This window comes from Sphingomonas sp. ABOLH, assembly GCF_003951715.1.
Lineage (GTDB): Bacteria > Pseudomonadota > Alphaproteobacteria > Sphingomonadales > Sphingomonadaceae > Sphingomonas > Sphingomonas hankookensis_A.
In genome coordinates this window covers 17,953-30,386 of sequence record NZ_QQWV01000046.1, presented here as the reverse complement: position 1 = coordinate 30,386, position 12,434 = coordinate 17,953, and the positions used below count along the sequence as shown (strand labels likewise).

Genomic DNA, 12,434 nt, shown 5'->3' with positions numbered 1-12,434 from the left:
ACGAAGGGCGGATCGATCTCGACCGGCCGCTGACCGATGCGATCCCCGACCTGCGGCAATATGACGTGGGCGGCGCGCCGGATCGTCGCCATAGGTATAGATCGGCTCGACCGCGGGCAGGCGTGCTCGGCGGGGACGATCGGGCATACCGGGTTTACCGGGACGGGGTTGTGGGTCGATTTCGAGCGCGGGCTGGCGTGGACGCTGCTGACCAATCGAGTGCATCCGACGCGGCATTTCGATAGCGGGATTTTCGAGTTGCGGCCGGCGACGGGGGATGCGGTGGTGGCGGGGTTTGATGCGATGTCAAAGGGTTAGTGGATTTGGGGGGCAAAGTTCACTAAGTTCACACTCGTGGCGGTTTTGGGTGGCGTTTGGTTTGGGGCGGGTTGCGGCGGTTCGAAAGAGCGTCCGCAGGGTTAGCTGAGGCGGCGTTTGTAGGAAAGCAGAGGGTTCGTCGCTTCTACGTGGGCCGGGGCCTCGTGTGGCGAGGCACGCGCTTCGCTACGGGGAGATCCCAGCCTTGGCTGGGATGACGTTTGGGGCCGGAATGGAGGCGGCGTTTCGGCTTTTGCGGAAGAAGAAGCGGGACCCCGGATCAAGTCCGGGGTGACGGTCGGGGAGCGTACCCCCGCGTAGGCGGGGGTTCAGATCCGCGGGCGGTGTCGTTTGTTGCCCTGGGCCCCCGCCTTCGCGGGGGTACGGTGCGCCTTACGCCGCTTCGATCACCTCGCGCAGCACGCCCAGAAACTCGCTGGCCAGCGCGCTGGGCGGGCGGTCTAGCAGGTGCATGGCGTGGACGTCGAAGGTCAGCGAGGGCTTCAACGCACGCATGGCGAGGCCGTCGGCGAGCGAGGCTTCGGCGGTGAAATTGTCGACGACGCTCAACCCCACGCCCGCGCGGACCAGCGCGGCGGCGATGTAGAAGGTGCGGGCGGAGGCGACCTCCTGCAATTCGATGCCGAGGCGTTCGAGTTCCTGTGCGAAGAGCTGGCCGATGGGACCGCTGGCCGCCAGCGTGATAAAGGGGTGGCCGACGAGTTGCGGCAGGTCGATCCGCGCCGCCATGCCGGGCAGGTCCGCCTCGCGGTAGAGGACGACGAGTTCGCCTTCGCCCAGCCACACCTTGCCGAGCGGAGCGCCGCGCGGGACTTCGGCGGCGATGGCGATGTCGGTCTCGCGTTCGTACAGCTTGCGCAGCAGGTCGTCGTGATGGACGGTCTGCAGGTCGAAGCGGACGTCGGGGCGCCTGGCCATGAAGCGGGCGACGGCGGTCGGTAGCGCGCCCAAGGCGAGGCTGGGCAGCGCCGAGATGCGCAGCGTCGCGCCGCCGCCGCTGCGCAGGTTGCGGCCGGCTTCGCGCAAGGCACGGACGCGTTCCTGAATGTCGGCGACGTCGCCGAACAGGGCATGGGCGTCTTCGGTGGGCACGAGGCGGCTGTTGGTGCGCTGGAACAGTTCGAAGCCCAATAGCGTCTCGGCATGGCGCAGCGTTTTGGAGACCGAGGGCTGCGAGATGTTGAGCGCGCGGGCCGCCGCACTGACCGATCCATTGACGTAGACCGCGTGGAAGATTTCGATGTGGCGCAGGTTCATGTCGCCACTTGGCCCCGATAGCGCGCCTCGTCCAGCCCGTGTTCGGCGCGCGCCACCAGTGTCGCGACGGTCAGGTTGGCGCTGGCCGAGGGGACGGTGCGGGTCATGTCGAGCAGCCGGTCGAAGGGGAGGACGAGGCCGACGACCAGCGCGGTCTGTTCCGCGCCGACCCCGACCGCGCCGAGCATCGCCGCCAGCATGAACAGCGAGGCGGAGGGAACGGGCGCGGTGCCGAAGGCGGCGAGGGCGCCGGTCGCGAGCATGACGCCGAGCATCCAGGCGTCGGGAACGATGCCGAGCGCCTGCAACGCGAACTGGCCGAGCAGGCCTACATACATCGCCGTCCCGTCCTTGCCGATGCTGGCGCCCAAGGGCAGCACGGTCGAGGTGATGGGCCGGGCGATGCCGAGATTGTCCTGGCTGACCCGGAGCGCGACCGGCAGGGTGGCCGAGGACGAGGCGGTCGAGAAGGCGACGATCAGCGCATCGACGATCCCGCGAAAGAAGCGCACCACCGGCAACCGCGCGACGAAGCGCAGCAGCCCGGCATGAAATGCCATCTGGGTCAGCGAGGCGAGGATGACGCACAGCGCCAGCCAGCCGACATGGACGAACACCGCCGTGCCGCCGCTTGCCACCGCATTGGCGATGAGGGCGAGGACGCCGAACGGGGTCACCTCCATCACGATGCGGACGAGGTGGAGCAGGACGGCGGCAAGCCCCTGAAGGAGGGCGACGACCGGCTTGCCCGCTTCGCCCGATACCACGCTGGCGATGCCGAGCAGGACGGCGACGAAGATGATGGCGAGCATGTCGCCCTTTGCCAGCGCGTCGACGATATTGACGGGGACGATGCCGAGCAGCTGGTCGGCAGGCGTGACGGGCGGGCCGAGGACGTGCGGCGCGACACCCGACAGGGCGATGCCGCTGCCGGGTTGCAGCAGCAGGCCGAACCCCATGCCGATCGACACCGCGACCAACGTGGTGAAGGCGAACAGCGCGACGGTTCGCCCGCCGATGCCGCCCAGCCGGCGCGGATCGCCCAGCGAGGCGATGCCGGCGGCGATGGTGATCAGGACGACCGGCACGACCAGCATCTTGATGAGGCGGACGAACAGGTCGCCGACGATCTTGATCGCCGCAGCGCCCTCCGGCCACAACAGGCCGATCACGACGCCGAGGAACAGCGCGGCGACGACGCGCTGCCACAGGGGGATCGCGAACCAGCGGCGCATCAATTGCCCCAGAAGCCCGGCGTGGCGGGCGACAACATGCCTTCATGGTCGGTGACGCCGCCTGCGCGGTCTTCGCTCAGCCACAGCGGACCGTCGAGATCGACGAACGACGCCCGGCCGCCCAGCTGCATGGCCGGCGCGATGCCCAGCGACGAACAGACCATGCACCCGACCATCAACCCGAATCCCTTTGCGTGCGCCCTGCCGGCCAGCACCAGTGCTTCGGTCAGCCCGCCGGTCTTGTCGAGCTTGATGTTTACCACGTCGTAGCGGCCGGCGAGGCGGTCGAGATCGGCGGCGGTGTGGAGCGCTTCGTCGGCGGCGATGGGGACGGGGCTGTCGAAGGTGGCGAGGTCATGATCTTCGCCGGCGGGGAGCGGCTGTTCGAGCAGGTCGACGCGCCATTCGATCAGGCGTTCGCGTAAAGACCGGAGCGTGTCGATCGTCCAGCTTTCATTGGGATCGACGATCAGGCGGGGCAAGGGCGCGACGCTGCGGATCGCGGCGATCTGGGCGGCGGGGTCGGTGCGGTCGACCTTGACCTTGAGCAGGGGCACGGTCGCGACCTTGGCCGCTGCGCGGGCCATGGCGTCGGGGGTGTCGAGGCCGATGGTGATGGCGGACGGCAGCGCAACCGGTTCGTCGAGGCCGGCGAGGGCGGCGACCGTCGTGCCGGCGAGGCGGGCTTCGAGATCCCATAGCGCGGAGTCGACCGCGTTGCGCGCGGCCCCGGCGGGGAGCAGCGCGGCGAGGTCCTGTCGGCCGGCGCCGTCGGCCAGCGCCGGGGCGATGGCGCGGATCGCGGCGATCGTGTCCTCGATCGTCTCGCCATAGCGGGCATAGGGGACGGCTTCGCCTCTCCCGATCGTTCCGCCTTCGCGAAGGGTGACGGTGACGACATCGGCCGCCGTCTTCACCCCCCGCGAAATGCGGAACGGGGTGCTCAGGCCGAAACGGTCATGGGCGACGTCGAGGTGTCGAAGCATGTCTGCATCCAGTCGATGATCGGGTCCGCGCCGAAGCGATAGGGATCGGTGCAGGGCAGGCCGTGGGCGTCGGCGGTCTGCGCGCACAGGCGGCGCGCCTCGTCCTCGGGCAGCTTGACCGTGTTGAGCGCGATGCCGACCGCCTGCACGTCGGGGCTGGTGAGGCGCGCGACCGACAGGTTGGCGGCGATGCACTCGGCGATGCCGGGGACGGCGTAATGGGGAAGCCCGCGCATATGCTCGCGCGCCGGGTCGTGGCACATCACGATCGCGCGCGGCTGGGCGCCGTGGAGCAGGCCGGTCGAGACACCGGCGAAGGACGGGTGGAACAGCGATCCTTGTCCCTCGATGAGGTCCCAGCCGTCATCGCTGCGCGCCGGGGTGATCGTCTCGATCGCGCCCGAAATGAAGTCGGCGACCACCGCGTCGACGGGCACGCCCGAGCCGGCGATCAGGATGCCGGTCTGTCCGGTGGCGCGGAAATCGGCAGTGATCCCGCGGGCGACCATAGTGCGCTGGAGCGCGAGGGTCGAATACATCTTGCCGACCGAACAGTCGGTGCCGACGGTCAGCAGGCGGTTGCCGGCGCGCTTCTTCCCGTTGCCGACCGGCAGGTTCGCGGGGGGATCGCGGACGTCGAACAGCTGGACGCCGGCTTGCCGTGCGGCATCGGCGATTTCCGGCACGTCGCGCAGCCGCTGGTGCAGGCCCGAGGCGACGTGCATGCCGGTGGCGATGGCGGACAGCGCATCGCGGATCAGCGCGTCGCCCATCTTGCCGCCGGCATTGGCGATGCCGAGGATCAGGGTGTTGGCGCCGGCTGCGCGGCCTTGCGCGGCGTCCATGCGTGGGAGGCCGAGCGTCAGCGGGCAGTCGTCGTGGCGCCATTCGCCGACGCATTCGTCCGGGCGGAAGGCCGCAACCCCGCGCGAGGTCTTGATGCCGACCGCGTCGTCGGAATGGCCGAGATAGAGGAGGAAGGGACCGGGGATCATCGCGCACCCTGCTGGCTGTATGGACCATCGGGATAGGGCGGGGTGGCCGCGCGCGTCATATCGTGCTGTCGCGGGGAGGTATAGCGTTGGGTTATGGGTGGTGCTGTCGCAACGAACGTCGTCCCAGCGCAGGCTGGGATCTTGCGGTAGTACGGCGCGCGCCTCGCCGCGGGAGGCCCCAGCCTGCGCTGGGGCGACGGTGTTGTCGCACCCGTCACCCTGGACTTGATCCGGGGTCCCGCTTCCTGGCTGGCGTTGGAAGAAGGAGAAGCGGGACCCCGGGTCAAGCCCGGGGTGACGTGAGGGTTAGGTGGTGGGGCAGTTCTTCGGCGTCGGGCGCAGCAGGGCGCGGCCGGGGGCGGCGCCGGTGGTGGCGCCGTCCTTGAGCGCTAGTTTGCCGTTTACGAACAGCGCCTTGACGCCGGCGCTGGGTACGCGCGGGTTTACGTAGGTGGCGCGGGGGGCGTAGTTGACCGGGTCGAACACGACTACATCGGCATAATAGCCGGGTTTGAGGTAACCGCGATGGTCCATGCGGTACATGTCGGCGGTGGCGCCGGTCGAGCGGTGGATGAAGTCGCGCATCGTGATCACCTTCCGCTCGCGGACATAGACCTGATATTTGCGCGGGAAGGTGGCGTATTGCCGCGGATGGCCGTTCGATCCGTCGGAGCTGGTCACGACCCAGGGCTGCCGCATGATGAGGTCGGCATCGGCGTCGATCATGTTGAAACTGGCGACCGAGACGCCGGCCGGTTCCTTGCCCGTGGCATCGGCGACGCGCAGGATCTTGATCGCGGCGTCGATCGGGTCGAGCTTCCACGCGGTCGCCATCTGGGCGAGCGTCTTGCCGGTCCACGGCATCCCGGCGCTGGTCAGCAGCAGCGAGTCCGCGCCGCCGCGCCGGCGGAGATTCTCGGCCATTTCGACCTTGATCTTCGCCAGCGTCGCCGGGTCGTCGAAGCGCTGGATCAGGCGCGGATAGCCGCCGTCGTTCGCCCAGCGCGGGACGAGCGAGGCATCGACGCTGGAGCCGGAGGCGAGCCACGGGTACTGGTCGGCGGTGACGTTCTGCCCGGCCTTGCGCGCGGCTTCGATCGTGGCGATCAGTTCGGGGGCCTTGCCATGGACGTCGACGCCCAGCGCTTTCAGATGGGCGATATGGACCGGCATGTTCGCCTGCCGTCCGATCTCGATTACTTCTTTGGTCGAGTTGATGAGGCCGATCGAATAGTTGGATTCGTCGCGCTGATGGGTGTCGTACATGCCGCCGCGAATCGCGGCTTCGCGGGCGATGGCGACGACCTCGTCGGTCTTGGCGAAGCTCTGCGGCGCGTAGAACAGGCCGGTCGAAAAGCCATAGGCGCCTTCGCACATCGCCTTGGCCACCAGCGCCTTTTCCTGCGTCAGTTGGGCAGGGGTCGGGGCGCGGTCGTCCTGTCCGAGCACGCGGCCGCGCACCGATCCGAAGCCGACGAACGGCGCGACATTGGTGCCGATGCCGCCCGCCATCAGCTTGCGCGCGTCCTCCGCGACGTCGGGCGTGCCGTATCCGTCGACGCCGATGACGATGGTCGACACCCCCTGCGCCAGCCAGGGGAGGTTGAGACGCTCCTTCGCGTCGGTCGAGCGGATATAGCTGTCGGGATGGGTATGGGCGTCGATGAAACCGGGTGCGACGATCTGGCCCTTCGCGTCGATGATCTGCGCCGCCTGCGTCCGGCGGGTCGGGCCGACATAGACGATGCGGTCGCCGGCAATCTCGACATCGCCGGTGATCGGTTCCGCGTTCGCGCCGTTATAGATGGTGCCGCCACGGATCACGATGTCGACCCGGGGCGCGGCTGCCACGGCCGGACCGGCGAGCGCGGCGAACAGGGCGATCAGGGGCAGGCGCTTCATCGGCGAATCCTTCTGGGCGGGGGCATCAGCGTAGCACGGCGCGCGGCCTTGCCGTCCACCGCCGTGCGGCTGAACAGCAGGGGCAGCGTCTGGCCGGCGATCCACGGGGTGTACTGGTCGCGGTAATGGGGGCTGCGCGGGTCGTTCGACTGGCCGGGCAGGTTCAGGAATACCGAATTGTCCCATGCGCCGACGTCGATGACCTGCAGATAGCTGGCTCCGCCGCCAACGCGCCAGCCGGGGCCGTCGCCCAGCCAGCGTGCCATGACGGTGTAGCTGTCGCCGCCCGATCCGCCGCCCTCGATCGGGGGGAAGGCGGCGGCGATGGCGGGGATGCGCGACAGGGGATGGGCGATGCGGACCTGATGCAGCTTGCCCCAGCGCCATGCGGCAGGGTCGCGGCCGAGCAGCGACTGCGCGCTGGTCCAGGCGGAGGCGAGCGCGTCGCGTAGCATCGCGTCGCGGGCGGTGGCCGGTAGCCGCGCATCGGGTTTCGCGAGGATGCCGAGCAGGACCGAGGGGTCGATTTCGGTCACCAGCGCCTTGGCCCGGTCGGGGACGATGGCAGCCAGCATCCGCTTGCCCAGATCGCGCCACAGGATTTCGAACAGCGCGGCGGGGCCGCTGTCGGCGGTCAGGCGGCCGTCCCAGCGGCGCAGCATGTCGCCGGCCGGGGAGGGTGTGGCGGGCAATAGCGCGATCAACTGGCGTGCCGGCGTCGAGACCGTGTCGAACTGCAACGCGACGCTGTCGGCGATGCTGTGCTTCGGCTGGGCGGCGAGCACGTCGGCGATGCGTTCGTAGCGATAGGGCGCGCGGAACGAGAAGGCGGGGATGCGGTCGCGCGGCCAGTCGGCGGGCAGGTTGTTCTGGTTGGCCGAGGCGAACCAGCCCTTCCTGGGGTTATATTCGTTGGGCAGCGACGCGAAGTCGCGCATGCCGGTCCAGTCGTAGCGACCGTCGCCCGGCACCGGCAGCAGCCCGTCGCCGCGCTTGCGCACCGGTGCGAAGCCGATCACCTGCCAACCGGTATTTCCCTGCGTATCGGCATAATGGAAATTGGTCGGCGAGGGGTGGAGCCGGAACGCTTTCCTGAGCGATGCCCAGTCGCGGGCGAGGTTGATGGCGACCATCGCGAAGGCGCCGCCGCCGCCCGGCTGCATCGCGATCGACGCCAGCACGCTGGCGCGGCGCTTCGCCGGATCGTGCGACACGACCGGCCCCTGCACCGAATAGCGCAGCGTCGCGACATAGGGGGCGGTGCCCTTTACCGGGATCGCGATGTCGATCTTGGTAAAGCGCTTCCAGCCGCCATTGTGGCGGTAGCGTTCAGGATCGGCGGGATCGAGTTCGAGGATGAACAGGTCCTGCTGGTCGATATGGAAGTTCGTGCGGCCAAAGGCGAAGCGGTCGGTATGGCCCTGCATGATGCCGGGCAGGCCGGGCGCGCCGCCACCGATCACGTCAAGGCCAGGCGCGGTCAGGTGCGCGACATGGCGCGGGCCGAAGCCGCCGATGCCGAGATGCGGGTCGTTGGCAAGGATCGGGCGGCCGGTCGCGGTGCGGTTGCCCGCGACGGTCCACGCGTTGCTGCCGGCATTGGCGTGTTCCATCGGACCTTCGGCCGGATCGCGGACCGGGGTGTCGGGACCGAAGGGCAGGCCGCCCTGCCGCAACACGCCGAAGTCGGCGGGCGAGATGGCGGCGGTGTCGAGGCCGTCGGGGACGGTCATCTGCCAGTTGGGACGCAAGGGCGCGACGATCGCGTCGAGGTCAAGCAGGCCGATCGCGGCCAGTTGCGCGCGGCGGATTTCGTCATCGGCATTGCCGATCGCGCCACCGCGGGCGAGCACCATATCCTCGATCGCCCATTTGATCGGCTGGACCCCGAGGATCGTGTATTCGGGCGGAAGCAATGCCGGGTCGGCCAGCACCTCGTCGATGCGCGCGTTGATGCCTGCGATATAGGCGCGGGTGCATTCCAGCACATTGGCGGGCACCTTGCGCAGTTCGGCATCCAGGTCGCCGCGATAATGGAACAGGCGGGCCGCCGCATCGTGCCGGGCGAAGTCCGCGCCGAATGCTTCGGCCAGCCGGCCCAGTTCCCGCCGGTGGCCGAGATCGATCTGGAACAGCCGGTCGCGCGCGACGACATAGCCCTGTCCGTAGAACGCGTCGGGGATGGTCGCGGCGCGGATATGCGGCACGCCGTAAATGTCGTCGACGATCTCGATCGGGGCGGAGAGGGTGTCGGGCGCGGGCGCGGCACCCGCGACCATCGGCACCAGCGCGAACGCGGCGGCCGATCCCTGTAAAAAGGCGCGGCGGTTCATCATCGGCGGCATCCCTTGCTGGTCATGCGATGCGGCGCTCGGCATCGCACAAAAGGTACACGTTCGTCCTGAGTAGCTGTTGAGCGTAGTCGAAACAGCGTATCGAAGGACCGCCGAGGGTGCTTCGATACGAGGCTTCGACAAGCTCAGCCTCTACTCAGCACGAACGGGTGAGGCTGAGGTTGCCGCACTCTACGGACAGCGTGCCGGCGACAGGTATGACAACCGCGCCCCGGCCCATAGGGCGCGTTTATGGCAGGGCTGCCCATAATCTGCGGCTATGGCCCGACGAAGCGATAATAGCCGCGCATCGCTTGACGCATGTCCCTGCGACCGCGCAGCTTTCGCCTTCGACACGAACGACGATGGCGCTACGGCGGCTACGATCGGTTCGGCGATGCCGCAGGAACCAATCCGGTAACAAATCCAGCCCGACCAACGGGCGAAGGGGAGCTAACCATGACGACATCCATGCCCTTCCGGCGGTATCTCCCGGCACTGGCGCGCGCGACCAGCCTCGCTGCGCTGTGCATCGCGACCCCAGCGTTCGCGCAGGACGCGGTTCCGCAGACCGACCAGGCGACCGCTGCCGAGACGCAGGCGGAGGGCGAGATCCTCGTCACCGGATCGCGCGTGGTGCGCGACGGGTTCCAGTCGCCGACGCCGCTGACCGTGCTGACCCAGCAGGAAATCCAGAACAGTTCGCCGACCAACAACCTAGCCGATTTCGTGAACCAGATTCCGGCGGTGGCGGGCAGTTTGCGCCCCGCCAACTCGCGCCTCGCGATCAGCTCGGGTCTGGCCGGGATCAACGCGCTGAACCTGCGCGCGCTGGGCGAAATCCGCACGCTGGTGCTGCTCGACGGGCGGCGCTCGGTCGGGTCGAGCGTCACGGGACTGGTCGATATCAACACCTTCCCGCAATCGCTGGTGAAGAGCGTCGAGATCGTGACCGGCGGTGCGTCGGCGGCCTATGGGTCGGACGCGGTGGCGGGCGTGGTCAACTTCGCGCTCGACAAGACCTATGAGGGGCTGAAGGTCACCGCCGACAGCGGCATCACCGAATATGGCGACGGGTTCAATTACTCGTTCAGCGTGGCGGGCGGCACGAGTTTTGCCGACGGGCGCGGGCATATCCTGCTGAGCGGGGAAGTCGCGCATCGCGACGGCATCTTCCAGGTCGATCGGGAATGGAATGCGCGCGGGCGGGTGGTCGTCACCAACCCGGCCTATACCAATACCAACGGGTTGCCGCAGTTCCTGACGCTGAACCAGATCGGCGTGGCGAACGCGACGCCGGGTGGGATTATCCTGAATTCGACCGGCGGCACCGCCAACCGGCTGCGCGGCATCTATTTCGGTGCCGGCGGGTCGGTGAACCAGTTCAACTATGGCAGCTTCAATTCGCCCGCGCTGGGCGGCAGCAGCGCACCGACGCGGACGCAGGGCGGCGACTGGCAGCTGAACGATCAGGGGCGCAATATCGGCCTCGACGCCGATGACGACCGGCATGGCGTGTTCGGGCGGGTCAGCTATCAGCTGGCCGACTGGATCACGGTGTTCGGCGAGGCATCGTACAACTGGCAGAAAACGCTGTTCAACGCCGGGCCGCAGCTGACGACGACGACCACGCTGCGTGCGGACAATGCGTACCTCATCAACACGTTGGGCGCGGCGCGGCTGGCGGGTATCCAGACGGTGACGATCGGCACCACCGCCGTCGACCTACCGTATCGCAAGAACAACAGCAGCCGCGACGTGCAGCGTTACGCGATCGGCGCGGAGGGCGATTTCCAGCTGTTCGGCAACAAGGCGGTGTGGAGCGCCTATGGCCAATATGGCGAGACCAACGCCCGCGAGCAGCTGCGCGACATCATGAACGTCGCGCGCATGGCCAATGCCACCGACGCGGTGTTCGCGCCGGCGGGCAATGCGCTGGGCGTGGCCGCCGGCACCATCGTCTGCCGCTCGACGCTGACCGCGCCCACCAATGGCTGCGTCCCGATGAACCGGCTGGGCGTCGGCGTCACCAGCCAGGGCGCGATCGATTATGCGCTGGGCGATCCGTATCGCGACCAGACGCTCAAGCAGACGGTGGCGGGCATCAACCTGTCGGTCGTGCCCTTTGCGACCTGGGCCGGCGATGTCAGCGTCGCGGTCGGCGGCGAATATCGCAAGGAAGAAGTGTCGGGCAATGTGCCCACCGAGTTCCAGACCGGATGGTCGGTCGGCAACTTCCTGCCGACCTTCGGCAGCTACAACGTCAAGGAAGCCTATCTCGAGACCGTGGTCCCGCTGGGGTCGGGAGTCGAGTTCAACGGCGCGGTGCGGGCGACCGATTATTCGACGTCGGGTTATGTGACGACGTGGAAGGTCGGCACGACGTGGCAGCCGATCGAGGATATCCGTTTCCGCGTCACCCGGTCGCGCGACATCCGCGCGCCCAATCTGAACGAGCTGTTTCAGGCGGGCACGTCGCGTACGAACACGTTGACCGATCCGTTCACCAACCGCAACGGCGTCACCTTCCGCGAGACGACGACGGGCAACCTGAACCTGAAGCCCGAAATCGCCGATTCGACCAGCGTCGGCGTGGTGTTGCAGCCGCGCTTCATCCCCGGCTTCTCCTTCTCGGCCGACGGGTTCCTCATCAAGCTGCAGGACGCGATCGGCCAGTTCTTTGCGCAGGATATCATCAACCGCTGCTTCGAAGGGCGGACCGAGTTCTGCGCCGCCTATGGTCCCGATCCGACGGGGGACCGCGAGTTCTTCTTCCGCGCCAGCCCGTTCAACTTCGCGCGGCAGACGGTGCGCGGGCTGGACTTCGATGCAACCTATCGCCTGCCGCTGGCTGACGTGGTCGACAGCGTGCCGGGCAATGTGACGCTCAAGGCATTGGCGACGCGCTATATCGACAACATCACCGACAGCGGCGTGCCGAACGTCGTGCCGGTCGATATCGTCGGGCAGCTGGGCGGGTCGAGCCTGCCGAGCTGGATCTATCGCTTCAACGCCAGCTACGACACCGACAATTTCGCGATCACCGGCACCGCGCGCGGGGTCGCCGGCGGGACCTATTCGAACAATTATATCGTGTGTTCGACGAACTGCCCGGTCGGGCGTCCGGGGGGGACCGTGTCGCAATTCCCGACGATCGACAGCAACAGGATCGACGGCGCGACCTATTTCGACCTCAACCTGACCGGCAAGGTCGATATGGGCGGCGGCGCGAAGGGGGAGGTGTTCCTGAACGTCACCAACCTGTTCAACCGCGAACCGATCCTGCTGCCCGAAACCGGGCTGGCGGCGAACAGCACCTATTCGGACCTGCTGGGCCGGGCGTTCCGGGTGGGCATCCGGATGCAGACGCGGTGAGGGGGTAGTCGC

General features: G+C 68.0%; 7 protein-coding genes and 1 pseudogene. 2 read left to right on the top strand and 6 right to left on the bottom strand.

Annotated elements, in window-relative coordinates; translation table 11 throughout:
- Positions 1-114: 114 nt before the first annotated feature.
- Positions 115-318 (top strand): annotated as a pseudogene (locus tag CA237_RS16495) (serine hydrolase); the annotation flags it as partial.
- Between the two features lie 393 nt (positions 319-711).
- On the opposite strand, the gene CA237_RS16490 reads toward CA237_RS16495, so the two are convergent.
- The 6 genes from CA237_RS16490 to CA237_RS16460 all read right to left on the bottom strand — a co-directional run bounded on the left by CA237_RS16490 (position 712) and on the right by CA237_RS16460 (position 9,050).
- Complete coding sequence (locus CA237_RS16490) at positions 712-1,596, bottom strand: LysR substrate-binding domain-containing protein (RefSeq protein ID WP_066689725.1); 885 nt, start codon at positions 1,594-1,596, stop codon at positions 712-714.
- Positions 1,593-2,831: a dicarboxylate/amino acid:cation symporter gene (locus tag CA237_RS16485; protein WP_066689724.1), complete on the bottom strand. Its 1,239-nt coding sequence runs from the start codon at positions 2,829-2,831 to the stop codon at positions 1,593-1,595. The genes CA237_RS16490 and CA237_RS16485 overlap by 4 nt, the downstream gene beginning before the upstream one ends.
- On the bottom strand, positions 2,831-3,817 hold the full coding sequence (dgcA, locus tag CA237_RS16480) for an N-acetyl-D-Glu racemase DgcA (RefSeq protein ID WP_126014877.1): 987 nt from the start codon (positions 3,815-3,817) through the stop codon (positions 2,831-2,833). Before dgcA ends, CA237_RS16485 begins: the two co-directional genes overlap by 1 nt.
- Positions 3,775-4,812, bottom strand: coding sequence for an N-acetyltransferase DgcN (gene dgcN, locus CA237_RS16475; protein ID WP_066689722.1), 1,038 nt, complete (start codon positions 4,810-4,812; stop codon positions 3,775-3,777). Before dgcN ends, dgcA begins: the two co-directional genes overlap by 43 nt.
- Positions 4,813-5,118: 306 nt before the next feature.
- Entirely contained in the window at positions 5,119-6,714 is a 1,596-nt protein-coding gene (locus CA237_RS16465; RefSeq protein ID WP_066689721.1) for an amidohydrolase family protein, read from the bottom strand.
- Positions 6,711-9,050, bottom strand: coding sequence for a penicillin acylase family protein (locus CA237_RS16460; RefSeq protein ID WP_126014883.1), 2,340 nt, complete (start codon positions 9,048-9,050; stop codon positions 6,711-6,713). The genes CA237_RS16465 and CA237_RS16460 overlap by 4 nt, the downstream gene beginning before the upstream one ends.
- A gap of 456 nt (positions 9,051-9,506) precedes the next feature.
- On the opposite strand from CA237_RS16460, the gene CA237_RS16455 reads away from it, so the two are divergent.
- Positions 9,507-12,422: a TonB-dependent receptor gene (locus CA237_RS16455; protein WP_241215523.1), complete on the top strand. Its 2,916-nt coding sequence runs from the start codon at positions 9,507-9,509 to the stop codon at positions 12,420-12,422.
- Positions 12,423-12,434 lie beyond the last annotated feature (12 nt).

Coding starts and splice junctions, on each gene's coding strand:
- CA237_RS16490 (WP_066689725.1), bottom strand. CDS start 1,596: ATGAACCTGCGCCACATCGAAATCTTCCACGCGGTCTACGTCAATGGA.
- CA237_RS16485 (WP_066689724.1), bottom strand. CDS start 2,831: ATGCGCCGCTGGTTCGCGATCCCCCTGTGGCAGCGCGTCGTCGCCGCG.
- dgcA (WP_126014877.1), bottom strand. CDS start 3,817: ATGCTTCGACACCTCGACGTCGCCCATGACCGTTTCGGCCTGAGCACC.
- dgcN (WP_066689722.1), bottom strand. CDS start 4,812: ATGATCCCCGGTCCCTTCCTCCTCTATCTCGGCCATTCCGACGACGCG.
- CA237_RS16465 (WP_066689721.1), bottom strand. CDS start 6,714: ATGAAGCGCCTGCCCCTGATCGCCCTGTTCGCCGCGCTCGCCGGTCCG.
- CA237_RS16460 (WP_126014883.1), bottom strand. CDS start 9,050: ATGATGAACCGCCGCGCCTTTTTACAGGGATCGGCCGCCGCGTTCGCG.
- CA237_RS16455 (WP_241215523.1), top strand. CDS start 9,507: ATGACGACATCCATGCCCTTCCGGCGGTATCTCCCGGCACTGGCGCGC.